The organism is Aerosakkonema funiforme FACHB-1375 (assembly GCF_014696265.1).
Lineage (GTDB): Bacteria > Cyanobacteriota > Cyanobacteriia > Cyanobacteriales > Aerosakkonemataceae > Aerosakkonema > Aerosakkonema funiforme_A.
The window spans coordinates 14,963-37,745 of sequence record NZ_JACJPW010000052.1; the positions used below are offsets into that span (position 1 = coordinate 14,963).

General features: G+C 44.4%; 23 protein-coding genes and 1 tRNA gene. 12 read left to right on the forward strand and 12 right to left on the reverse strand.

Features of this window, described 5'->3' with window-relative positions; translation table 11 throughout:
• The first annotated feature begins 69 nt into the window (after positions 1 to 69).
• Positions 70 to 894, forward strand: coding sequence for an ATP-grasp domain-containing protein (locus tag H6G03_RS20050; RefSeq protein ID WP_190467311.1), 825 nt, complete (start codon positions 70 to 72; stop codon positions 892 to 894).
• A 45-nt stretch (positions 895 to 939) separates the two neighbouring features.
• Here H6G03_RS20050 and H6G03_RS20055 read toward each other — a convergent pair whose 3' ends face one another.
• Positions 940 to 2,355, reverse strand: coding sequence for an aspartate ammonia-lyase (locus H6G03_RS20055; protein WP_190467315.1), 1,416 nt, complete (start codon positions 2,353 to 2,355; stop codon positions 940 to 942).
• A gap of 7 nt (positions 2,356 to 2,362) precedes the next feature.
• Positions 2,363 to 2,485 (reverse strand): hypothetical protein, encoded by a 123-nt coding sequence (locus H6G03_RS38905; RefSeq protein ID WP_255512259.1) that lies wholly within the window; start codon positions 2,483 to 2,485, stop codon positions 2,363 to 2,365.
• Positions 2,486 to 2,769: 284 nt separating this feature from the next.
• Here H6G03_RS38905 and H6G03_RS20060 point away from each other — a divergent pair, with 284 nt between their 5' ends.
• The 3 genes from H6G03_RS20060 (at position 2,770) to H6G03_RS20070 (ending at position 5,586) form a co-directional block, all read left to right on the forward strand.
• Positions 2,770 to 3,801, forward strand: a complete 1,032-nt coding sequence (locus H6G03_RS20060; protein ID WP_190467317.1) for a tetratricopeptide repeat protein — start codon at positions 2,770 to 2,772, stop codon at positions 3,799 to 3,801.
• A 612-nt stretch (positions 3,802 to 4,413) separates the two neighbouring features.
• Positions 4,414 to 5,277: a tetratricopeptide repeat protein gene (locus H6G03_RS20065; RefSeq protein ID WP_190467321.1), complete on the forward strand. Its 864-nt coding sequence runs from the start codon at positions 4,414 to 4,416 to the stop codon at positions 5,275 to 5,277.
• A gap of 236 nt (positions 5,278 to 5,513) precedes the next feature.
• Positions 5,514 to 5,586: transfer RNA gene (locus H6G03_RS20070), tRNA-Glu, on the forward strand.
• Positions 5,587 to 5,644: 58 nt separating this feature from the next.
• Here H6G03_RS20070 and H6G03_RS39300 read toward each other — a convergent pair.
• The 4 genes from H6G03_RS39300 to H6G03_RS20085 form a co-directional block, all read right to left on the reverse strand.
• Positions 5,645 to 6,037, reverse strand: a complete 393-nt coding sequence (locus H6G03_RS39300) for an adenylate/guanylate cyclase domain-containing protein (protein WP_322111942.1) — start codon at positions 6,035 to 6,037, stop codon at positions 5,645 to 5,647.
• A complete protein-coding gene (locus H6G03_RS39305) occupies positions 6,015 to 6,386 on the reverse strand; it encodes a PAS domain-containing protein (protein ID WP_322111943.1) in 372 nt (123 codons plus the stop codon). The genes H6G03_RS39300 and H6G03_RS39305 overlap by 23 nt, the downstream gene beginning before the upstream one ends.
• Positions 6,387 to 6,594: 208 nt before the next feature.
• Entirely contained in the window at positions 6,595 to 8,277 is a 1,683-nt protein-coding gene (locus H6G03_RS20080; RefSeq protein WP_190467327.1) for an ABC1 kinase family protein, read from the reverse strand.
• Between the two features lie 241 nt (positions 8,278 to 8,518).
• A complete protein-coding gene (locus H6G03_RS20085; protein ID WP_190467330.1) occupies positions 8,519 to 10,591 on the reverse strand; it encodes a sensor histidine kinase in 2,073 nt (690 codons plus the stop codon).
• A gap of 19 nt (positions 10,592 to 10,610) precedes the next feature.
• Between H6G03_RS20085 and H6G03_RS20090 the strand changes: the two genes are divergently transcribed.
• Positions 10,611 to 10,748 (forward strand): hypothetical protein, encoded by a 138-nt coding sequence (locus H6G03_RS20090; protein WP_190467334.1) that lies wholly within the window; start codon positions 10,611 to 10,613, stop codon positions 10,746 to 10,748.
• A 119-nt stretch (positions 10,749 to 10,867) separates the two neighbouring features.
• On the opposite strand, the gene H6G03_RS20095 is transcribed toward H6G03_RS20090, so the two are convergent.
• Positions 10,868 to 11,761 (reverse strand): hypothetical protein, encoded by an 894-nt coding sequence (locus H6G03_RS20095; RefSeq protein ID WP_190467336.1) that lies wholly within the window; start codon positions 11,759 to 11,761, stop codon positions 10,868 to 10,870.
• A gap of 254 nt (positions 11,762 to 12,015) precedes the next feature.
• Here H6G03_RS20095 and pgl point away from each other — a divergent pair, with 254 nt between their 5' ends.
• The 5 genes from pgl to H6G03_RS20120 all read left to right on the forward strand — a co-directional run bounded on the left by pgl (position 12,016) and on the right by H6G03_RS20120 (position 16,974).
• On the forward strand, positions 12,016 to 12,765 hold the full coding sequence (gene pgl / locus H6G03_RS20100) for a 6-phosphogluconolactonase (RefSeq protein WP_190467435.1): 750 nt from the start codon (positions 12,016 to 12,018) through the stop codon (positions 12,763 to 12,765).
• Positions 12,766 to 12,835: 70 nt separating this feature from the next.
• Complete coding sequence (locus H6G03_RS20105; protein ID WP_190467438.1) at positions 12,836 to 13,609, forward strand: FHA domain-containing protein; 774 nt, start codon at positions 12,836 to 12,838, stop codon at positions 13,607 to 13,609.
• Positions 13,610 to 13,652: 43 nt separating this feature from the next.
• Positions 13,653 to 14,099, forward strand: a complete 447-nt coding sequence (locus tag H6G03_RS20110; RefSeq protein WP_190467338.1) for an FHA domain-containing protein — start codon at positions 13,653 to 13,655, stop codon at positions 14,097 to 14,099.
• A 177-nt stretch (positions 14,100 to 14,276) separates the two neighbouring features.
• Positions 14,277 to 16,400: a CBS domain-containing protein gene (locus H6G03_RS20115; protein WP_190467340.1), complete on the forward strand. Its 2,124-nt coding sequence runs from the start codon at positions 14,277 to 14,279 to the stop codon at positions 16,398 to 16,400.
• A 151-nt stretch (positions 16,401 to 16,551) separates the two neighbouring features.
• Positions 16,552 to 16,974: an FHA domain-containing protein gene (locus tag H6G03_RS20120; protein ID WP_190467343.1), complete on the forward strand. Its 423-nt coding sequence runs from the start codon at positions 16,552 to 16,554 to the stop codon at positions 16,972 to 16,974.
• A 47-nt stretch (positions 16,975 to 17,021) separates the two neighbouring features.
• Here the strand turns inward: H6G03_RS20120 and H6G03_RS20125 are convergent, their stop codons facing one another.
• Entirely contained in the window at positions 17,022 to 17,747 is a 726-nt protein-coding gene (locus H6G03_RS20125; protein ID WP_190467345.1) for a TIGR02117 family protein, read from the reverse strand.
• Between the two features lie 150 nt (positions 17,748 to 17,897).
• Between H6G03_RS20125 and H6G03_RS20130 the strand changes: the two genes are divergently transcribed.
• Together H6G03_RS20130 and H6G03_RS20135 are read left to right on the forward strand one after the other, a co-directional pair.
• Positions 17,898 to 18,689, forward strand: a complete 792-nt coding sequence (locus tag H6G03_RS20130) for a PRC-barrel domain-containing protein (RefSeq protein WP_190467348.1) — start codon at positions 17,898 to 17,900, stop codon at positions 18,687 to 18,689.
• Between the two features lie 325 nt (positions 18,690 to 19,014).
• On the forward strand, positions 19,015 to 19,650 hold the full coding sequence (locus H6G03_RS20135) for a Uma2 family endonuclease (protein ID WP_190467351.1): 636 nt from the start codon (positions 19,015 to 19,017) through the stop codon (positions 19,648 to 19,650).
• 132 nt (positions 19,651 to 19,782) lie between these two features.
• Here the strand turns inward: H6G03_RS20135 and H6G03_RS20140 are convergent, their stop codons facing one another.
• From H6G03_RS20140 to bchB, 4 genes are all read right to left on the reverse strand, one after another.
• Positions 19,783 to 20,277 (reverse strand): DUF29 domain-containing protein, encoded by a 495-nt coding sequence (locus H6G03_RS20140; protein WP_190467354.1) that lies wholly within the window; start codon positions 20,275 to 20,277, stop codon positions 19,783 to 19,785.
• Between the two features lie 69 nt (positions 20,278 to 20,346).
• On the reverse strand, positions 20,347 to 20,610 hold the full coding sequence (locus H6G03_RS20145) for a type II toxin-antitoxin system RelE family toxin (RefSeq protein ID WP_190467358.1): 264 nt from the start codon (positions 20,608 to 20,610) through the stop codon (positions 20,347 to 20,349).
• On the reverse strand, positions 20,607 to 20,837 hold the full coding sequence (locus H6G03_RS20150; RefSeq protein ID WP_190467361.1) for a hypothetical protein: 231 nt from the start codon (positions 20,835 to 20,837) through the stop codon (positions 20,607 to 20,609). Before H6G03_RS20150 ends, H6G03_RS20145 begins: the two co-directional genes overlap by 4 nt.
• Positions 20,838 to 21,096: 259 nt before the next feature.
• Complete coding sequence (gene bchB / locus H6G03_RS20155; RefSeq protein WP_190467364.1) at positions 21,097 to 22,623, reverse strand: ferredoxin:protochlorophyllide reductase (ATP-dependent) subunit B; 1,527 nt, start codon at positions 22,621 to 22,623, stop codon at positions 21,097 to 21,099.
• Between the last annotated feature and the right edge of the window lie 160 nt (positions 22,624 to 22,783).

Consider the following 22,783-nt stretch of genomic DNA (forward strand, 5'->3'; position numbering starts at 1 on the left):
GAAGTGCAGTGAAGAATGGGAATTGCACGCTGTTTTGCGATCCTCTCGTGTCTTGCGTACTTACTTACTATGGTAAAAGTCAATTGGCTAATTGAAAGATTTGTTTTTGATGCTTCCGCACAATTCCTAGAAGAATTAAAAAGACAAGGATTCACCTACAAGGAAACTAGCTATCTTCATTTCCGACCCACAGAAGCAAATAATTACTTCTCCGACGATGAATGCGTCCTATTTAGAGGAACTTTAAATTTAGGTCGGGATATATTGAGGACTGCTTGGATTCCAGGCGCTTATATGAATGAAAATAATCTTCGTTGCTCTAGCTACTATACTTATTTTGGTAAATATTTGCTCAACAACAAGTATTTTCTTCTCCCTTTAGGCGAACTAATCAGAAGAAGAAAAGAGGTGCTGGAATATTTCCAATCTGATAGCGAATTGTTTATAAGACCCGATAGCAACATGAAATCGTTTCGCGCAGGAGTTTTTAATATTAATGTTTTGAATACGCTACAATCTTTGGGAAGCGAATTGAAAACAGATGAGACAACTTTAGTGTTAGTCAGCGGTAAGCGATCGATCTCTAAAGAGTGGAGATTCTTCGTTTACAAAGATCGAATTATCACAGGTTCTCTATACCTCGTGGGAGAAGAAAGAATTGATGAAACTATTAAGGGAGGCTATCTAGAAAGCTATCTCAGTAAAGTTTTAAAGGAAATTAACTGGTATCCAGAATCTCTTTACACTGCGGACATCTGCGAATCAGCAGGAGAACTTTACGTACTGGAACTCGGTTCGTTTAGCTGTAGCGGAGAATACGGGTGCGATTTGAGTTTGATAATAGAAGCAGGTGCAAAAGCAGCTTTAGAAGATTACGAACTTGTCAACGGTTAAGGTTTTCCAAGACAGATTAAGGTGGGCAATGCCCACCCCACAAAATTAAGTTTCTGTTGGCATCGCGCTCATTTTTTCCAAATCCAAAACTTTCGCTAATTCTCCTTCACTCATCAGATTTTTTTCTAAGACAATTTCCCGCAGAGTTTTGCCAGTTGCCAGAGATTCTTTTGCAACTGCTGCTGCATTAAGATAGCCGATGTAGGGATTGAGAGCGGTGACGAGAGCTAAGCTACCTTCAGCATAGTACGAACAGCGATCGCGATTCGCACTAATTCCCTCCAAACACTGGCGAGTCAAAGCAGACAAAGCATTACCCAGAATTTCAATACTGTGAATGAGGTTATAAGCGATGAGCGGCATCATCACATTCAATTCTAATTGTCCTGCTTGAGCGGCAAGTGCGATCGCGCCATCGTAACCCATCACCTGAAAACACACCATCGAAGTCATCTCCGCCATCACCGGATTGTACTTTCCTGGCATAATCGAAGATCCCGGCTGTACTGGCGGTAATTGAATTTCCTTCAGCCCAGTTTTCGGCCCAGAATCCATCAACCGCAAATCGTGGGACATTTTCACGCAATCTTGAGCTAGGTTACGCAAAGCGCCGGAAACACAGACAAACGGTGCCATACTCTGCATCGCCGCCATCATATGGGGTGCGGGTTGCAGGGGTTTGTCGATTAGCTTTCCGAGAATTTCTGCCACTTTGTAGCGGTACTGGGGATGAGTATTCAAGCCAGTTCCCGCCGCAGAACCGCCCAAACCCAGTAAAGTTAGGTCTCCAGAAGCCGTTTCTATCCTGATTAAGTGTTCCGTCAAAATCTGGGCCCAAGCGCGGAAGCTTTCCCCCAGCCGCACCGGTACGGCATCTTGTAGATGGGTTCTGCCGGATTTGACGATATCTTGAAATTCTTCTGCTTTGTTGTCTAATGCGGCGATCGCATCCGATAATGCTGGAAACAAAGTTCTTTCCAAAGCCAGCAAACCACCAATCCGAATCGCAGTGGGAATCACATCATTGGTAGACTGTCCGTAATTTACATGATCGTTAGGGCTGACGCGCTTGTAATTCCCTTTTTCATCGCCTAGCAGTTCCAGCGCCCGATTTGCCAGTACTTCATTGACATTCATATGGTGCGATGTTCCCGCACCAGCTTGATATACATCTACAACAAACTGATCTCGGAATTTACCGCTAAGGACTTCATCAGCTGCCTGTACGATCGCTTGACTTATGTCTTTAGGTATGCAGTCGAGTTCTCCGTTGGCTAAAGCTGTCGCCTTCTTAATCAGAATACAGGCATCCACGTAGGTGGGTAAAGGTTTTATGCCGCTGATCGGGAAATTTTCGGTTGCCCGCAGGGTTTGAATTCCATAGTAGGCGTCGGCAGGAATTTGCCGTTCTCCCATAGAATCCTTTTCTATACGATAAGCAGAGCCTGTTGGTTCGGTCATATTTTTTTTATTTTTCGATGACTTCTAGGGCATCGGTCAAGCGATTTTGGATGAGAGGATTTTGGATTGGCTGGGCCTTGAAACCCCTTTTTTTCGATCGAGCGATCGGAGAAGTTGGGTTTCTTGTCATAGTAACAACGAAATTTCCCCTTTTCGCAGCCAGGATACCCGCTTTCTCAGACCAATAGGCCAATACTTGACCTATGCTCTAGCACAGGAGATTTTATCTCACACTAACCATGTGTGGGCAATCTTTAGGGCGCTGAGAGCTTGTAATGTGCTACACATCACTTTTTCCTCTTCTTTTCCCGCTTTTACTGGTTAAATCTCGGTTAATTAGGAGTTGCAGTTTGGTTGTTGAATCGTGATATGTTTTTGGGAATCTTAAAAGAAAACATATCATCCTCTAGTCAGATGACAGATTCTATGAGCCATACTGCTAATCTTGAAGCCGAATTCTTTTTCCATCATGGATTGCGCCTGAGCGAGGTTAAAAAATATGAAGAAGCCGTCGCCAATTTTGACACCGCCCTCAAGTTTCAACCAGATTATCATAACGCGCTCTGCCAGAGGGGTTTAGCGCTAGGCAACTTGGGTCGCCACGAGGAAGCACTCTCAAGCTTTGATAAAGCGCTGGCAATTAAACAGGACACAGCCTGGGTTTGGCACAATCGCGGCATTGCGCTGGGTAAATTGGGTCGCTACGAAGATGCGATTAATAGTTTCGACCGAGCGCTGGAGTTCAATCCCGATGCTGCTAATTCTTGGCACAATCGGGGTATTACCTTCAGTGACTGGGGGAATTTTGAAAAAGCAGTTGTCAGTTTCGATCGTACCGTTAAACTGCAACCCGATGCCTACTGGGCATGGTACAACCGAGGTATTGCGCTGGGTAAGTTAGGTCGCTACGAAGAAGCGCTCAACAGCTTCGATCGCTCCATCGAATTTAAGCCAGAAGCTTTCAATGCTTGGTACAACCGAGGCATTACCCTCAGAGACTGGGGTTGCTATGAAAAGGCAGTTGCCAGTTTTAATAAAGTTCTGGAAATCAAACCGGATTACAATCAAGCTTGGTATAATAGAGGCGTTGTCCTGTGGAAACTAGGTCGCTACGAAGAAGCGATCGCATCTTTTGACAAAACTTTTGAATTCCAACCCAACGACTACTTGGCTTGGTACAACCGAGGTATAGCCCTGCGCCAGGTGGGTCGCCTAGAAGAAGCGATCGCCAGTTATGATAAAGCCCTAGAATTCAAGCCTGACGAACATAGAGCTTGGTACAACAAAGCTTGCTGTTATTCGCAGCAGGGCCATATTGAGCTAGCAATTCAAAGCTTGGAACAAGCTATTAATTTAAATCCCGAATTATATTCAGAAATGGCCCAAAAAGACTCCGATTTTGCAGCAATTCGGTCTGACGAGCGCTTTCAGGCATTAATAAAGTAATACCACCAAATTCCCCACCGCGTTACGGTACTTCATTTGATTGACGCTCCCCCGATTGGAAATCGGGGGATTCTCGATCCAAACAGATAAATTGTCGGTTTGGAGATAAAGATAATGGCAAAACCCGCCCCTACAAAGCCTGTACTCATGCCCGTTGCCAACCGCTATATTCCTCGGTGAAAAACTAGAACTATGCAATAGAACCGCATATCTTTAGTTGTCAAGGTTCAGCGTTGTGCCGTTAGGCGACTGGGTTTTTATAGAGGTTCATTACCTTGCCTGTAGTTTATACTCCGATCGCGATAAAAATTTACGTTACTCTTCCCTTAGATAGAATTTGACGGCAAATAAATTTGCAGTCTCGCGTTTCATCCGCCGGATAAATCGGGGGGGGCTTTCACGCTCCCATGTTGTCATATGTAAAAATTTACACAGACAAGTGCAAATCGAGTAGGGTACTTTATTTAAACCGAACCCGATGATCTTGCGTTATGGCTTTCCTACTCGTCTTGAAAAGATAACATATGCTATTGAACAGCTGAGTCTTCTGCTCCAAACTTAAAGTTGGGCAAATGTTTCGAGTGAAGATGACGCTAAGACAAAGCTGGAAAAATGAATCAGATGCTCATGAGTGGCAAAGACGAAAGCTTAGAATTCAATCCAGACAACTACTGGGACTGGTACTGGCAGGGCAAGCGGCTAGTTGACCAGGAACTTCACGAAGAAGCAATTGCTAGCTTCGATAAAGCGCTGGAAATCGAACCGGATGACTACTGGGCCTGGTACAAACGCAGCAAAGCACTGCAAGATGCAGGCCGCTACGAGGAGGCGATCGCCAGCTTCGATAAAACCCTGGAAATCAGACCGCAGGACTACTGGGCTTGGTACAACCGGGGATGCTTGGCACTAGAGGATTTGGACGAATTTGAAGAAGCGATCGCCAGCTTCGACAAAGTGCTGGAAATCAGACCAACTGACTACTGGGGTTGGTTCCGGCGCGGGGATGCGCTGCGGCATCTCAAACGCTACTCAGAAGCGATCGCTTGTTACGACAAAGCTTTAGCTATCCGAGAGGATGATACTTCGGCGTGGTTGCGGCGGGGAGATACTTTACGTCTTTTGGGACGCTATGAGGAGGCATTGGCTAGCTATGACAAAGCGATCGACGACCCGGAGTTGGGTTTCTGGGTTTGGTACAAGCGCGGCGATGTCCTGCGTTACCTCAAGCGCCACTCAGAAGCGATCGCTAGCTACGACAAAGCTTTGGCTATCCAACCAAACGACGAATACAGCTGGTACAACAAAGCTTGCTGTTATGCCTTGCTTGGCGATCGAGATTCGGCAATAGAAAGCCTGCAACGCGCGATCGCCCTCCATCCGGCGGAATACAAGTCGCTCGCAAAAACTGACCCCGACTTTGATGGGATACGCCAAAACAAGCGCTTTCAGGCTCTTTTGCAGGGTGCGATCGATTGAGGGCAGCGCCGGACTCGAAAAAAAGGAGATAAAAGAGGCAGGAGGGAGCAGTAGAGGCAAGAGGTAGGAGAAGAGGCAATAAATTCCTAATTTTGACTTTTGAATGCCTGAATTTTGACTTTTGACTCTCTCGCTCCCCGATTCCAAAAAATTTTTTAAAAGGGGTGTTGACAGATTCGGAAATATCGGTTAAGTTAATAAAGGTGCAAGGAACGCGATGAACGCGCCAATAACGCGCCCCCATCGTCTAGAGGCCTAGGACACCTCCCTTTCACGGAGGCGACGGGGATTCGAATTCCCCTGGGGGTACTTGAAAAAGAAAAACTAAAAATAGAAAATAAGTGCGATTTATATCGCACTTATTTTTTTAGACTTTAACTTTATAAAGCAACTGTAATTGACAGCGTTCCAGGTAAATTTGAGCCACTTTATCCAGTGGGTTAATAAAGAGACAATCTCGAAACATCTGTTCCGCATCAACATAATTATCCTGATTGTAAAGCAACAAAGCTTGTTCAAAAACTGTAGCAGTCGCCAACTTTCCCTCTCGGATTTCAGGCGGATCGGCATCAAATACTTCAAAAATTGATACTGTTTCTGATTTACCCTTTACTTTAACGCGATCGATTGTGCGAATGGCATATATATCGGAATTTGGTAGGCGTAAATAAGTATGGTGAGAAATTAACAACGAAACATCGTAATATTTAGTTAAGCTTTCAATGCGAGAAGCTAAATTAACGGATATCTGTCCCCGCAATATAAGTTTGATAAATATCTGGAAATTGCTCGATTCCAGTTTCCGGCGCAATCCTTTTACCCAGAATGTACTGCGCCATTTGATTGGCGTAGTAAGGTTTACCGGTGGCATCAACTACAAACACCCCCATCGGCATAGCATCGAGAAATTTAGCCAATTTTCTCTCGCTAGAGCGCTCTACCGACAAGGCTTTATCGTGCAGATCCGCCTCGATCGTATCGGAATGTTGCGTAGCTTCCTCCAACAAGGCTCTCAGGTTAGCCTTTTCTCTTCTCAAGTGTTCTACTTCCTGACGCAATTTTTCTATTTCTAGAAGCAGGTGTTCTTGTATTGGTTGGTTTTTCTGCATTGCTTTAAAATTTTAGCCTTTGCAAAAATATAATAGTTTGTATCCAAAGCCTTAAATATACACCCTGTAATATTTACTATTCTAATTACAGTTATATTCAAGAGTTCTATCTCGTCAAGTTATTGTAGACCCTGTGGCAGACGTTCTATATTTTCCCATTCCCAATTCGCAAAAACCAGCGCCTTATAGCACAAAAAGAGCGAAAGCTTTATTTTTCGGCCATTTTGTCCAGTTTTTCCTTAATAGCTAAATCAATTAAAGAGCGTACCAGAAACAAAAACGCCAATGCGGAAAACATAAAAGCTGCGATCGCACCACCTTTATATGTCCCAACTAGCAGTACAGCGCCTGCTAGCAATGTAAATCCCGCTAAGCAAGCATATATTAAGCTTTTTATACCCATATTAATACGTTTGAGGACGCGATCGCTCTCTAGAGATCGCACCCGCACTTGCAGTTCCCCTTCCTCAATGCGTTTTTCCAAGCGTTGAATCAAAACTTCTGTTTTGCTGGGCTGATTCAACTTATATTGAATCAAATCCCTTGTTTGCCTTGCGATTTCTACAATCGCATTTCCCCGCACCTTAGAAACAGTTATACTTTTTACAAAAGGCTGAGCCGCAGCCATTAAATTGTATTCCGGATCTAAAGCTCTCGCAATCCCATCCAAAGTTGTCAATGACTTCAAAACAAATGTCATTTGTGCGGGCAAACGAAAAGGCTGCTGCTCGAACATAGCATACAGTTCGTTCCTAATTTCATTAAAAGCTTGAAAATCTACGGGTTTTTCAGTAAACTTCTCTAAAAGAAAAGAAATTAGCCGACGTACTGGCGTCATATCCGGCACAGGCTCAATTAAACCCATTTTAATTAAAGTATCGAGTACCTCATCAGTATCCTTTCTTAAAACAGCGAAAAAATTCCTGATCATCTGCTCTTTAGCAAGTGACTTTATTTCTGCCATCATGCCAAAATCATAAAAAATTAAACTGCCATCGGCGGGATTAACTGCTAGATTTCCCGGATGAGGGTCTGCTTGAAAAAACCCATCCAGCAATAATTGCTTAAGATAACAACAAATACCGACTTGGTTAATTTTTTTTGGGTCTAGTCCGCAGGCAACTATTGTTTGGCGATCGTCTACTTTAATTCCCGGCAAATATTCCACTGTCAAAACTTTCTTTGTCGTGTAATCCCAATAAACTTTTGGCACTATAATACCGGGATAACCCATGAAATTATAGCGAAAACGTTCCGCATTTTTTCCTTCTTGTACGTAGTCGATTTCTTGATATAAAATCGTAAAAAATTCATGATAAATTGCATCCAAATCATATTTTTTTGTCCAAGTAAAATAACGCTGACAAAAACGCATAACTTTACGGACAGCCTTAACATCCACATCAAATAACTTTTGCAATCCGGGACGCTGCACTTTGACAACGACATCTTCCCCAGTATGCAGACGTGCTTTGTGTACTTGCCCCAAACTAGCAGCAGCAATAGGAATATGATTAAAATCGCGAAATAAAGTATAAATAGATTTACCCAGCTCGCATTCTATGAGAGCGATCGCCTCTTCCGCACTAAAGGCCGGGACGCTATCTTGTAACTGAGCCAGAGCCTCCACGTACTCTGCGGGTAACAAATCCGCACGGGTAGACATAGCCTGTCCAATTTTAATAAAAGTTGGCCCTAAATTGAGTAGAGTACGAACTAACCACTGAGCCCGACGCTTTCTAAGTAAAGATGAGTTGTTGCCAAATATACTATCCGACCACAAATAGAACATGAATTTCCCAGTCGCTGCAAAAACGTCTGCTTGACGTGCCAGCGGGGAATATTTAGGCCGTTGCCAACGTAGTGGCTTAGGCGCAACAGTTATCGTCATACTGTGATTTTTTTATGGTTATGCACCACCAACATCTCAAATAGTACAAAACTTCTGAAGGATGATGGGGGGAGCTGATGGAGCGGGAGAGGGGGAGAGGGAAAGAAAAGAAAGGTGTGTAAATTGCGATCGACTATTCAGACAAGGGATTAATTTCGAGCCCACACCCAGAATTGTTTTTGCACCCCCTGAGAAACTTGCCTAGATTAACGGTAGAAGATCGATCCTCGACGATCGGCAACTAAGCTTGAATTTGGGGTAAGGTCAGGGTAAAGCAAGTTGACCAAGACTGACTGTGGCTAAGTGGGTTACTGCAAACCGCAATTGTACCATTTAAGTGCTGCACTAAGCACTTTACTAACGCCAGACCCAGACCGGTGCCTTGAATTACTTGTTCGCTCACACCCTGACCTCGGCGGAATTTATCAAAAATATAATCCTGTTCTGCTGGGGAAATACCAGGGCCAGTATTGCAAAGGGTTAACACAATTTGTGGATTTTGGCCATCGAGTTCGTGACTGGCACACAAGTGAACAGTTGTATCCGGATCGGAGTATTTACCTGCATTAGTCAAGAGTTCTTGGAGAATGCGATCGACACTATCCGGGTCGCTTTGCAGCATCAACGGGCGTTTGGGTAAATCCAGCGTCAGGCTTAACCCCTTCGATCCCCATTTTTTCTCAAACGAATCTGCCAAACTCTCAACGATTTGCTTGAGGTCTATTTTTTGCAGGTGCAGGGGAGATTTGTTAGACTCCAGCTGTTGCAAAGCCAAGATGTCGTCAATCAGATTAATTTCCTGAGTACACTGGCGATCTAATATTTCCAGATATTTTGCTTGACGATCTGGAGACAGTCCCGGTTGACGCAACATCCGAATCGCCATTCTCATACTAGCCAAAGGGTTTCGCAGCTGATCGCTCATCGTGTCGATAAACTCATCCTTGAGCTGATTTAACTGCCGCAGCTGGTCAACTTGTTGGCGAGTTTTTTCGTACAACTTTGCCTGTACCTTTAAAATCGACTGTAGTTGATAGGTGCGCTCTTCCACTAACGCAGATGTTTGCCGCAAAGTCTGGAACTGGAGAATAGCTGTACTCATTTGGGCACTCACCAACTCCACCAGCTCCAACTCCTCTCTTAACCAGCGACGGGGCTGACGTTGTTGTAGCACCAAGAAACCCAGCACCTTATCTTGACTTTCCAAGGGTACCAGCAACAAGGCAGGCATAGCGTCGAAGTCAAAAATAGGGGCGATGCCTACACCGATATCGTCGTTGGGAACGCTGTGTTTGTCGGCGATAACTGTAGCGTTAGGAGCATTTGCAAAAGCTTCCAAACACAAATAACATTTTGATAAGCAAAACGATTGGTTCAACAGCGTCCCGACATTTTGATTTCCTTCTGTTGGGATAAAAGTAGGCCATTCACAAACCACTGTTGCTTCCGTTGCTCTGGAAACGCGCTTTTGAAACCCTCTTTTATTTACGAGGGGGTCTGTATATTTAAGGAGCAGTATGGCACCACGATCTACTTGAAGAGTTCGTGCCGTCCCATCTATAGCCAGTTTGAGAATCTGCTCTAAATCCGTATAGCTACGGATAGCCATTGTTAACTGGTTGAGGAGTGCTTGATATCCAGATGCAGCGACGATTTGTCTCTGGAGGTTTATTTGTGAGATTGCCATTGCGATTGAGTCTGACACAGCTAGCAGTCGTTCTTTATCTGATGCAGTCCAACGATGAGGTTTTGAGCGCATGATGGCGACTACCCCGTTAACTTGCCCTTGAAATTGGGTTTTCATTGCCAAAACAACCCCGCTCGGTAAATCTTCCCAGCCCTCGTTCTGAGAGAAGGCGGTTCCAGTTGCACCCACATCTGAGATTGCAAACGGCTCAGAACTTGCCAGTATTGCTGCTATGTTCAGATATTTCAGCAAGAAAGTTGGGTTTTGGCTGAATGGGGCTGGTGTTTTGTTGGGATAACAGTAAGCAGTCTGAATTGTAGCCCGATCGCTTGCCATAACTGCAATCGTGCAGTATTCCACCCCATAAGCCGATCCCAAAGTTGCGGCGATTTCTGGTAAAACTTCTTCCGGATCTAGCTTATTGAGAACTATCTGAGTAATTTTTCGCTCTAGATTAGTAGTAGCGACCCGATCTTGCTTGTGTTGGTTCAGCCGTCCCGAAGAGCGAACAACTTCCAAAGGACTTGTCGATACCGGAGAGTGAGTTCCTTCTTTGCCTGGTGGCTGGAAAGCTAACCCACGCTTTCGATTGATGGTTAATCTTTTTCTGTCCTGCGAATCTTTCATCACGACAAAGCCCGAATCTGTGGAAAGAGATCGCCTGCACGACTCTGCTCTGTACCAGAGCGGTTGCCAGCCAGATAGATTGATGCAGGAAATTGAGATATTTGGGAAGATGGTTCTCCAAATGCAGCAAGCAAGAGCGGGATTGCTTCATCAGTAACCATCTATAGCTAATTAGAACTGGCACTAGCTTACCTTTATCGTACACAGCCTTGCATCCGTGATTTCTCTACAATTTTCTGAAGCTAGGTACTTGAGGTAGATCTCCCGATCCCAGGGCTAGGAGCGTCTTTTTTGCAACTGCCGCAAAGCCAACTCGCTATTTTTGCGATAGACCGACTTGCGGTTTTGTGCTGTCTCATAGCGACGATCGGTTTCTGCCACCTGAGCCATCAGATCTGATGCCTGTTGCCAACGATTAGCTATATCCAGCCATTCCGTCCGGCTTTGCGCTCTCTTGCCGTCGATGGAAGCTTTCTCCGCCATTCTCACGGCAGCAACAAATGGGTCTCCTTCAAATTTAGATATATCTGTTCTGTCAGAGACGCTCACAGAGAGATTGGGACTTTGTTGGTTTGGGGATAGTGCTGAAGAGGCCGGCTTTGTTGCTTTTGTTTGCCAATTCTCTTTTGAAGCTAGAACCTTATACACCACCCAGCCACTTAGCAACAGGCATAGGCTGAGAATGACTCCACCTAACATACCTCGCCGCCATTGCCGTCTATCTCGTTCAAAAGGAGAAACTGATGCTTTGAGTTGCGCTCGCTTGAGCGCCATAGTTTTACGCTCCCTTAAGTCTGTCGCCAGACGCTGCAAGGGATTGCGCTTAGCCAAGACGATTTCTTCTACCCAAAGTAGCTGGTTTTCGGGGTCGCGGCTTATTTCTTCCAACCACAGCAACTGCTGTTCTCGAACGATTCGACAATTAATTCTAACGCGACGAATATTCCTGGGCCCGATATTCTGCAAAATCTCGCGAATTTGCGGCACTAAAGTGGATCGCTCGAGCTGTTCTGGGCTCTCAGCTTCGCATAGCATTTGCAATACGCCATTTTCGCGTATTGCTCTGGTTCTGACACCATTAGAAGCCAGCTTTTCATTCATTAGTTGAATAATCGCCGCAACGCTGCCAGAGCGAGCTTGTTTTGCGATTTGATCTGTCGGATCTACCATTTTGGTTTGCCAAATTGCGATAAGCCGATCCTGAAGTTTTGCTTAAATCTTAAATTTAAACTATTAGCTGACTATTCAGGATATTTTATCCAGGAATCTAGTAAAATATTGTGACCGATAGTATGCACCGATCGCAAAGATAGTATACAATCGCCCAGCAAGATACTCCAAAACGTAGGCTATCACCCCTGAATGTTTCTCAACGAATATATGCTTTACTCTGAAGATAGGAAAGCTATTAGGTGCAGCAACTAATGGGCACAAACGTGGAAGTGCTACCCTCTCAGACAGCCTTGCTAGAGCGATCGCTCCTACTGGTGGCAGACAAAATTAATACAGCAACAGCCTTGCGCGGCCAGTGTACGATCGCTCTTTCGGGCGGCAGCACACCTAAATCTCTGTATGAAGCAATAGCGAAGCAAAGCTTGCCTTGGGAGAAAGTACACGTATTTTGGGGTGATGAACGTTACGTGCCGCCAGAGCATCCCGACAGCAATCAAGGCATGGCTCGTCGAGCTTGGTTGGATAAAGTAGATATACCAGCTGCCAACATCCATCCTATGCCTACCGATGCCGCTGACCCAGCAGCAGACGCCCAAAAGTACGAACTGGAGGTGCGAGAGTTTTTTGGCAGTGCCCCAGGAGAATTTCCGGTATTTGATATCGTTTTATTGGGAATGGGGGATGATGGACATACCGCTTCCTTGTTTCCACACACAGATGTGCTGCAAGCTCGCGACCGTGCGATCGGAGTTGGGAATAAGGACGGTCAACCGCGCCTTACCTTCACAGCACCCCTGATTAACCAAGCCCGCTGTGTAATATTCATAGTGGCAGGTGCCAACAAACAATCTGCCTTAGCGCAGGTTTTTGCCCCTCAAGGCGACGATATGGCCTACCCATCCCGGCTGATCGAGCCAGTCGGAGAACTTTGGTGGCTACTAGATGAGTCTGCTGGTGGAAATTTGGGTCTGGCAACCTCACAGTCGCGATCGAATTATTAAGATCCGATCGGATAGCGCCACTTTCCCACTAAAACTCATCGAAGACAATCTCGACGGAAGAGAAAATTTCATGATTGTTTGCCCAAACTGCAATCACCAAAATCCAGACGGAGCGGTTCAGTGCGAAGCTTGTTACACACCGTTACCGGCCACAACCAATTGTCCTAACTGCGGTGCGACGGTGCAGACAGACGCCAGCTTCTGCGGTCAATGCGGCTTTAACTTGCAGGCAACTAATTCTGTCAAAGGAGAAGAACAGACAGCCGCCCCAGGTACGGTCGCGGCTGCGCCGACACAACAAGTGTCGGTACCGGATTTAATCGAACCAGATCCTTTAATAGAACCGTTACCTTTACAAATGAGTTCGCCAGCACCTGTTCCACAAAATCCCGGCATCGAAGCAACCGCTGGAGAAACTCCACCCGCGCCACCGCCAGCGGTCGGTAGCGAACAAGCTCAGGCTGCAAGTCCAGCCAAATCAGCACCATACCCCACTTCCCAAACTCGATTGCAGCAGCAAACAGCAAAGCTTCTGCACCTCCAAACTAAAACGGACATCGAGCTGCCCCAAAATTTACCTATAGTTCATATAGGTAAGCCCAACGATCAAATTCCCCCGGATATAGACGTTTCGGGTTTTCCAAATTCCGAGGTCGTTTCTCGCATTCACGCGGATATCCGGATCGAGGGAGATGCCTATTATATTGAAGATGTCGGGAGTTCTAACGGCACTTATATTAATCACACGCCCCTGCCGAGAGGCAACCGACACCGATTGCGATCGGGCGATCGCATCGCTCTCGGAAAAGGAGACCTGGTGACGTTTCTGTTTCAGATCTCCTAATCGATTCTAGTTATTGCATCCAAAATCAATTGACGCTGCCAATGTGATTACTTTAAACCTGCTGCATCCACTTCAGTCAATCCCGATTCAAAGTTGGACTTTTGATGAGGAATCGGTGATTCGGATTGGGAGAGCTACTGATAACGATGTCATCCTTTACAGTGCCGTAGTTTCACGGCATCATGTAGAGCTGCGACGTCACGGTTGTAACTGGGAAGTTGTGAATTTAGGTGCAAACGGTACCTACCTGGAAGGCAAACGCATTAACGAAGCTGCCATCAGAGATGGAGCCCTGATTCGTTTAGCTCGGTCTGGACCTCAAATTCAAGTATTACTGGGAACATCTAACACTAAAGAGGGGCAAAAAGAGGGACAAAAAAAGATTCCCGCGAAACAATCTCCTAATGAACCCAAACCTGACAAATCCAGAGACACTTTAATTCATCCCAGGTCGGAAGAGCGGGAGGACGCCACCCAACTTGACGCTTAATTTTTACAGTACTTGTCAGAGTTTGCAAATCACCAATTACTAATGTGTTTTTAAGTACAACGACAAATTACCTGTCTCAAAAGAGTAAATCGCACTCTCTAGCTGTGTGCAGTATAACAGCATACAATTGACTGCATCAATGATGTGGTGTGGAAATCATCACACAATTTTATCGCTATGCAGCTCAACGGCCCGCCGATCTATTCCCTAACCCTTAAAAATGCCATCAATCCCCACGCCCTGACCGTCGCTCCTCATACTTCCCTAGTAGAAGTTCTGCACCGAATGGCGAGGGTGAGAAGCAGCTGCCCCGTCAACGGAGAAAATGGGCTGCCGGAAGTTGAGGAGAACGGCGAATCTTCCCAACAAGAGAGGCTGAAGCGAGCTAGCTGTGTTTTGGTGATGGAAGCATCGCAGTTAGTAGGGATATTTACCGAACGAGATATTGTTAGACTTATTGCTGCCGGGATGGACTTAAAAAGTGTAAATGTGGCGGATGTAATGAGCCATCCAGTAGTTACACTTACTCAATCTGATGCTCAAGATATCTTCAGCGCTCTATCCATATTACGTCACCATCGCATTCGCCACTTGCCGATTTTAAGCCAGCAGGGTCAGTTGATAGGGATGTTGACACCAGGAAGCATTCGCGCATCGATGCAACCCGCCAATCTTCTAACACGATTGTGGTCTGTTGCAGACGTGATGACAACTCAAGTGATTCATGCACCATCGACTGCATCAGTATTGAATTTAGCTCAGTTGATGGCAGAGTATCGGGTCAGCTGTGTGGTGATTACCAGGATGGAGGAACAACGGCTGAATATTGAAAATAGCTTAACTCTACACTCCGGGGTGAGAACACCGTACTTTTTGGTGCCCGTTGGGATTGTCACTGAAGGAGATGTGGTGGAGTTTCAGGCATTGGAGCTGAATTTGTCTCAGTTGCAAGCGCAAGATGTTATGAGTACGCCGTTGTTTTGTTTGGGGCCAGATGAATCGCTGTGGGTGGCCCATCAGGAGATGCAGCGGCGACACGTGCGCCGCTTAGTTGTTGCTGGGAATCAGGGGGAGTTACTGGGAATCGTTTCCCAGACTAGCCTGCTGCAAGTGCTGGACCCCACGGAAATGTATGGCGTGATTGAGGCTTTACAGCAGGCGGTAGACGAACGCACCAGTGAATTAAGGCAAACTAATGAGCAATTGCAGAGGGAAATAACTTTTCGGGTCAAGGCGGAGGAGGAACTGCAAAAAGCTCACGATGATTTAAAAAGGCAAGTTGAGGAACGAACTGCGGAACTCCAGGCAGCTAATGCGCTTCTGAAAAAGGATATAGTGAAGCGCCAGCAGGTTGAGGAGGCTTTGCGTAAATCGGAAGCGCAATTAAGAGAACAGGCGAATCAGCTGGCTTTTGCCTTACACGAACTGCAACGCACGCAAGCACAACTGATTCAAACTGAAAAAATGTCTAGTTTGGGACAGCTGGTTGCCGGTGTGGCTCACGAAATTAATAATCCGGTCAGCTTTATCCACGGTAATTTGCCTTACGCCAGTCAATACGTGCGAGATTTGTTGCAATTGGTGTACCTGTACCAGCAGCACTATCCTCAGTCTATTCCGGCTATTCAAGCGCAGGCTGAGGCAATAGATTTGAATTTCTTGCTCGAAGATTTGCCTAAGCTGCTGGCTTCGATGCAGCTGGGGGCAGAACGCATCCGTCAGATTGTCTTGTCTCTGCGAAATTTCTCGCGGCTGGATCAAGCTGAGATGAAGCCGGTGGATTTGCATGAGGGAATTGATAGCACTCTACTGATTTTGCAAAATCGACTTAAGGTAAGGGCTGGTCATCCGGGTATTTTGGTGATTAAGGAGTACGGCGACTTACCACCGGTGGAGTGTTATGCCGGACAGATGAACCAGGTGTTTATGAATATATTGAGTAATGCTATTGATGCTGTAGATGAAAGCGAAAACTTGAAGCGCAGGCAGCAAATTCAGCAATATGTGGATGAAGTTGAACACCGTCTCGGTACGATCCGAATTCGTACTGAATTGCTGAATGCGGAGTGGGTGGCAATTCGGATTGCAGACAACGGGCCAGGAATATCAGAGACAGTACTTAGTAAATTATTCGATCCTTTTTATACGACTAAACCTCCTGGCAAAGGTACTGGTTTGGGCTTGTCTATTAGCTATCAGATTGTGGTTGAAAAACACGGAGGACAATTAAAGTGTTTTTCAACACTAGGCGATGGAACTGAGTTTGCGATCGAAATTCCGATTCGTCAGAAAAATAAATAAGTGTTAGCCAATAGGTGAGTGGTGGCAGTATAAACTTATGCTGGTTAGGGGGATGGGGGAATTGCGGAGGATTTTTTTAGTTGATATGCTGGAGATGAGCATCTAGCCATCTTAACATTTATACACGTATTTATTTGCATATCCAATAGCGGTGATTACCCTAACTCTGCTACATCCAAGCCAGTCTACCCCGGTTCAAAGTTGGACTTTTGGCGGCGAACCTTTAATTCGGATTGGTCGATCGAAAGATAATGACGTAGTGCTTTACAGCGCTGTGGTTTCCCGTAACCATGTGGAGCTGTGGAACAATGGTACTGATTGGGAGATTATTAGTTTTGGAGCTAATGGAACCTATGTAGATAACGAACCGATCACTCAGCGTCAGGTCGTAGATGGTATGATCTTTCGTTTGGGGAGTTCTGGGCCAAAAATTCAAGTTTTGCTGGGAAAAGGAGACCCAAATGCGATAATTAAAAAGACCCAGGAGGAGCGATCGCCATCGCCATCAGCGGATACGGAGGCATCGCCCAGGGAATCAGAGACTTACCTAACAACCCGCAGAATTATAGATTGAGATCGTGCCGATTGGCTTCATTCTTCAGATCGGAGGTAAATTTTTCTCTACGGGCTACATTCACAACTGTTTTTTAGGTGGAATGCGATCGCAGAGGAAAGTCCCGACCACAAGGGTGTATTTACATTTGCTTTTGCCAATCCTTCTGCTGTCCAATTGTTGCAATTTTTCACTATAGAATAGCTTCCTTTCGCTTCGTAAAAGCTACTATAGGATGAGTGACTTTGAGGAATTCTGATTTTTTGACCTTGTGCATCTTGTTGAAAAGTATCGTTAATAAATTGCATTAAATTTAAATAATTTTTACGGCTGACGCGAACGCATTTAATTTCAATATTATGGGGAAGTACTTGATGTTTTTGTACGTGCATGGCGGAGGGTGTGGGCAGGAATAGAGCATTGAAAGTAGTAACAATATTGAGATCGGCTAGAGTAGGTGTTGACATATAAAAGGCTTTATCTCCCCAGCCAAAGCTCAAGTAATTATAATTGGCGATCGCATCGCTACCAATATCTTTAATTGAGATATAATCGCTCCAATTAAATGTATCATTTTTGACTGGAACAACGATATTTGTATGAATTCCTGTGTTAGAAACGCAGATAGTATAATGACAAGCGTTTTGGGAATAATTACACCATTTAGTAGGTGTGAAGTAAGCAATGGTGAGGATAGTGAAAGTTGATAAAGACGAAAATAGAAAATAGCGACATATTTTTTTTAAGCTGGAGAGCTTTCTTCGTGGCGCTGATTTAGTGCTGTGGGGGGACATGGAGTGGCGCTCAAGATGTATACTTATGTAAGGGACGCCCTATTTTAGGGAAAAAGCGGCTTGGTAGGGTACAATAGCAGATATCGCTTAATTCTAAGTCTAATTCAAACAATAGTGCAATTATTATTTAATGTAACTAGGAGTTAGCTTATGAATACAGAACAATCACTTATTCGCCATAGCGAATTGATCGATCGGCTGGTGCTGGATCGCCGCACAGCGGAAGAATTCGGACGTGTTAACAGCCTATGGCTGAATCCTAAAACTAACCAAGTTGAGGGTTTCACCTGTAAGTCAGGTATTTTGGGAAGTAAGAAACGATCGTTTACCTGGGGGCAAATTCAATCAATTGGTGCTGATAGCATAATGGTGGATTTCAACCCCGAAGAATTTGCAGACCCGGAAAAATCTGATGATATATATTCTCTAGTCGGTCATGAGGTATGGACGGAAGCTGGGAATAAGGCGGGTAAGTTAGTAGATTATTTAATAGTTCCGCAAACTGGTGATGTAGTCAATTATTTATTTGCATCTAGCGGTTGGCGTGGCATTTTAAATGTTGTCTACTTGATTGCGCTGACAGATATTCGCAGCATTGGTAGCAAACGGTTGATTGTGAAAAATGAGGCTGTCGAAGAACCGCAGCCATACGGCGGATTGCAGGAAAAACTGGGTCAAGTTGCAGAAATTTTTAAGGAAGATTATAAGAAAACTCAGGCAGAGTTCCAAGCTTTAAAACGGGGGGTACAAGACTTAACTGCACAAGTGAAAGAGAAGGCTCAAGATATTGCCGAGCAGCTAAAAGAGCGAGCGGAAGAGTTAGAAAAAGAAGCGGAAGAAGAGCAACAAAATGCTGCTTTACCTCCGGCGGCGGAAATAATTCAAGTAAAGGCGGAGTTGATAACGGAAGAAGGGGTGAAAAAGTCTGAGGATTTGAGTTGATTGATTTGGGGAGGAAGTGCGATCGCGCTTTTCGTAAAAGCAGTTTAACATAAACCCGGTTTCTTCAAGAAACCGGGTTTATTGTGTGTATTTCAGGGAACGGTATGGAGAAAGGGAAAAAGTGCGATCGCATTCTGATTTTACGATCGAGAAGATACCGCGTTAGTGTTTAATTCATTTCAGTTAGAAGTACCGATATCTGATATTTATGAGAAAGTGAATTTTGAGGAAATCGATCGAGAAGAGGAGGGGGGAGAGTAAGAGCGATCGGCTTCCTCATGTTAAACTAAAAACAAGGCAAGAGTTAAGTTGGGTAAAAATAACCATGACAGCTACTCTACAATCAACACAACAAAGTTACTACACGCCAGAGGAATATTTAGCACTGGAAGAGACAGCAGAATACAAAAGTGAATATCACGATGGAGAGATAGTACCGATGACGGGTGGAACTACAAATCACAATCGGATTGCTAGAAATATGTTAATTGCCTTGAGTTTGCAACTGCGAGGACGAGATTATGAAGTTTTCATCGGCGATGTGCGTTTGTGGATACCTAGATTCAACCGCTTTACCTATCCTGATATGATGGTAATTGCAGGTCAACCTGAATATTACAATAATCGCAAAGATACAATTACGAATCCTCAAGTAATTATAGAAGTTTTATCGAAATCGACGAAAGGGTACGATCGAGGCGATAAATTTAGATTTTATAGAACTATTCCGAGTTTCCAAGAATATATTTTGCTCGACCAAAATCAGATGTTTATGGAACAGTTCTCTAAGCAAGCAAATAAGCGATGGTCTTATAGCGTTTACGACGAAGAAGATACAGCATTAGTTTTTAGTTCTTTCCAGGTGGAAGTATCTCTGGCAGATATTTATGATAAGGTTGATTTTGAGGCTGAGGAACCTGAAGAAGAGGTTGAAGATTTAAAAGAAGATGTAGGGGAATGATATCTAATAAAGATTGCCTTTGTAAAAAAGAAAATATTGCCGGAATGTTTGAGATTTTAGAAAAAATAAGAACTAAACCAGGAATGTACAATCATTTAGGATTTTAGCAATCAGCGATCGCACAATCCAATTCTATTCCTTTTCCCACTCACTAGCTTTCCCAGGATAGAAGGAATCTTCTAAAATTTGAGATAAACTATAAGGACATTCTACTGGAAAAGTACGCCGAGATAATTCTGTTTCCTTCACAGCTAATTCAACACTTTTAATATAAGCTTTCTGTAGTGCTTCTTCCAAATAAGACTTTAAACTGGGATTAACCTCTAGTAATTCAGCAACATCCAGACGTTGAATGCGAATTGTTGCTAACCAACTCCGACTGCGACGTTCGGATTGATATTCCCATTTTAGCAAATGTCCGATTAGCAAGCTCAAACGATTTCGCAGTTCTTGGCGTTGCTGTTTTCCCAAAGATTCGATTTCCTCAATTAAGTTTAGCAGGTCAATTTGACTCCATTGTTGGTTGCGGAGTAAAGAGGCTTGTTCCTGCGTCCATGCGTAGAAGTCTTTTTCGTAAAGGCTTGGTGTAGGTATTGTTGTTTCTGGGTTCGTTTTCGGGAGGTACATCCAGATTTTCTATGTTAAAGATTAGTTTGATTTTAGCGAACTTTGGGGAAAATGTTTAAGCTAAATGTCTTACGAAAAAAACTGTTCGTAATCATCGTGGCTACCAATCCAAAACCAGGTAACTGTATCATTATCCAAAATTCCAACAGCGCGATAACTCCGTGTTATTCTCACAGACCAGATATCTTCTTCATAGTTAATACATTTAAAATGTAAGGATGGATGAAAGGGATTTTCTGACCACAAGCGATAAGCTTTTTTAGCTCTTTGTTTAATCTCCTTATCGAGAGAATTGTAAGCTGTCCAAAAAGAAGGAAGAGTTGCGGACTTCATAACTGGTCATAATCTAATAAGTTTGCCTTTCCTTCTGCAATTTCTTGCTTTGCACGCCGCGCCGCATTTATTAGTTGTTGTTGTGTTTTCTGAAAAGATTTATCCCATTTCATTTCATCTTCCAAATCGGCGATATATTCTCGCAAATGTTCGGCTACTTTCTCTTGCAAAGTTTCCGGTAAAGACTCCATCATGGCTATGACAGTAGTAATTGCTGGAGATGACATAAGTATAATCCTCTAATAGCAAGTAAGGTGTACTTACGATTTAAGTCGATCGTTTAGGAAGAGTACAATCGCACTTTTTTCCCTCAAAGTGAAATCGCCTATCTTTCTTAATTGCAACCTATGTCGTTACGTTATTATTATTTACAACTCATTAAACTCGCAGTTCCAAAAAGAAGTTATTCAAATTTCTTCTTCTTGTTAGTTTTGGTTTTTTACCAGAAAGGGCATCACTTGTGGATGCCCCTACGATTATAACAGACTACGCACCAACTGCTTCTTTCGCGGCGTACATCACTTCAACGGTAATTTGCGCGATGTTCCTTTCGCGGGCAAATTTTTCGGTATTCCGTTTTACTTTACCGCGCACAAAACCGGGAACTTTGTTCAATTCTGCTTGTGCTTCCTTTGTCCAGCCGAGATCGGAATCGGCAGAAATTCCTTTGGTAATTACTTCTTTGGTATCGTGTCCGCCGAAGATTTCCAAGAGGTGATCTTCCATTCCCAAAGTGAAGGAATTGTAGATCAAATCGACTATTTGGTTTGTACCTTCGTATCCGCAGAATGGTTTGTATCCGATCGGGAAGTTTTGAATGTGAATTGGTGAGGCAATAACGCCGCAGGGAATATCCAATCTTTTTCCGACGTGGCGTTCCATTTGCGTACCGAAAATGGCAGAGGGTTCCACTCGTGCGATCGCATCTCCAATTGCACCATTATCATCGCTGATAATCACTTCATCGCAATACTCGCTGACCTGTTCGCGGAACCAATCGGCGTCGTATTTGCAATAAGTTCCCGCCCAAACTACGTGAATTCCCATTTCGCGTGCCAGAATTTTAGTTAGAGCTGCGGCGTGAGTGTTATCGCCAAACACAACAGCTTTTTTACCTGTTAAGTTTTGACAGTCAATGGAACGGGAAAACCAAGCGGCTTGGGAAACGTGCAATGTTTGCTCGTTGATGAAATCTTCGTAATCGACATCCGCGCCTTGTTCGTTAATTACTTGTTGAATTTTGCGAATGCAACGCGCAGTTTCTACCACACCCATCGGCGTGATATCAACATAAGGTGTGCCGAATTCTTCTTGCAGATATTTAGCTGTCATTAACCCGATTTCCCGATAAGGAACAAGGTTAAACCACGCTTTCGGCAAGTTCTTCAAGTTGTTAACGGAAGCGCCTTCGGGTATGATTTGGTTAACTTCAATTCCCAAGTCAGCCATCAACCGTTTCAGTTCGATGCAGTCGTGTTGGTTGTGGAAACCAAGGGTAGTAATACCGATGATGTTAACTGAAGGTTTTTCAGTTTTTCCTTCTGCAAGGTTGCCTTGTTTGCGTGCTTTTTCAATATAGTATTGGACGATTTGATGTAAAGTGCGATCGGCTGCTTGCAGTTCGTTCACCCGATAGTGATTTACATCCGCCAACATCACATCGCCTTTGGCATCCAGTTGAGCCCGATCGACAAAGTTTTGTAAATCTTCTTGTAGAATACTTGACGTGCAGGTCGGAGTCAGCACGATCAAATCGGGATGCTCTTCCTTATCCTTGCGCGTGATATTATCCACCACCCTTTCTTGCGATCCGCGTGCGAGAACGTGACGATCTACAATACTGGCTGTGACTGGGGTGAAATTCCTCTCCCGCTCTAACATCGATCGCATCACGTTAAAATAATCATCGCCCAATGGTGCGTGCATAATCGCGTGGACATTTTTGAAAGAACTGGCGATGCGAAGAGTGCCAATGTGGGCTGGGCCTGCATACATCCAGTAAGCCAATTTCATACTGTTCTCCCTTGCGCTGAAATAAAATATGTCCGATGGAAATAGCTGGACAATTAGTGCTTGATTTTCAAATCGTCTCTGATTTTCTCATCAGATGAATGCTCTCTGTGCAGTCACTAATGAGTATTTTAATCAACCGTCAACCGCTGAAACGCGCTTG

Bases quoted from the DNA above. Each gene is read 5' to 3' on its own strand.
- H6G03_RS20145 (WP_190467358.1), bottom strand. From the start codon at position 20,610: ATGAAGTCCGCAACTCTTCCTTCTTTTTGGACAGCTTACAATTCTCTC.
- H6G03_RS20080 (WP_190467327.1), bottom strand. From the start codon at position 8,277: ATGACGATAACTGTTGCGCCTAAGCCACTACGTTGGCAACGGCCTAAA.
- pgl (WP_190467435.1), top strand. From the start codon at position 12,016: ATGGGCACAAACGTGGAAGTGCTACCCTCTCAGACAGCCTTGCTAGAG.
- bchB (WP_190467364.1), bottom strand. From the start codon at position 22,623: ATGAAATTGGCTTACTGGATGTATGCAGGCCCAGCCCACATTGGCACT.
- H6G03_RS20130 (WP_190467348.1), top strand. From the start codon at position 17,898: ATGAATACAGAACAATCACTTATTCGCCATAGCGAATTGATCGATCGG.
- H6G03_RS20050 (WP_190467311.1), top strand. From the start codon at position 70: ATGGTAAAAGTCAATTGGCTAATTGAAAGATTTGTTTTTGATGCTTCC.
- H6G03_RS20085 (WP_190467330.1), bottom strand. From the start codon at position 10,591: ATGAAAGATTCGCAGGACAGAAAAAGATTAACCATCAATCGAAAGCGT.
- H6G03_RS20150 (WP_190467361.1), bottom strand. From the start codon at position 20,837: ATGTCATCTCCAGCAATTACTACTGTCATAGCCATGATGGAGTCTTTA.
- H6G03_RS20140 (WP_190467354.1), bottom strand. From the start codon at position 20,277: ATGTACCTCCCGAAAACGAACCCAGAAACAACAATACCTACACCAAGC.
- H6G03_RS20055 (WP_190467315.1), bottom strand. From the start codon at position 2,355: ATGACCGAACCAACAGGCTCTGCTTATCGTATAGAAAAGGATTCTATG.
- H6G03_RS39305 (WP_322111943.1), bottom strand. From the start codon at position 6,386: ATGCAGAAAAACCAACCAATACAAGAACACCTGCTTCTAGAAATAGAA.
- H6G03_RS38905 (WP_255512259.1), bottom strand. From the start codon at position 2,485: ATGACAAGAAACCCAACTTCTCCGATCGCTCGATCGAAAAAAAGGGGT.
- H6G03_RS20065 (WP_190467321.1), top strand. From the start codon at position 4,414: ATGAATCAGATGCTCATGAGTGGCAAAGACGAAAGCTTAGAATTCAAT.
- H6G03_RS20115 (WP_190467340.1), top strand. From the start codon at position 14,277: ATGCAGCTCAACGGCCCGCCGATCTATTCCCTAACCCTTAAAAATGCC.
- H6G03_RS20060 (WP_190467317.1), top strand. From the start codon at position 2,770: ATGACAGATTCTATGAGCCATACTGCTAATCTTGAAGCCGAATTCTTT.
- H6G03_RS20105 (WP_190467438.1), top strand. From the start codon at position 12,836: ATGATTGTTTGCCCAAACTGCAATCACCAAAATCCAGACGGAGCGGTT.
- H6G03_RS20095 (WP_190467336.1), bottom strand. From the start codon at position 11,761: ATGGTAGATCCGACAGATCAAATCGCAAAACAAGCTCGCTCTGGCAGC.
- H6G03_RS20125 (WP_190467345.1), bottom strand. From the start codon at position 17,747: ATGTCCCCCCACAGCACTAAATCAGCGCCACGAAGAAAGCTCTCCAGC.
- H6G03_RS20135 (WP_190467351.1), top strand. From the start codon at position 19,015: ATGACAGCTACTCTACAATCAACACAACAAAGTTACTACACGCCAGAG.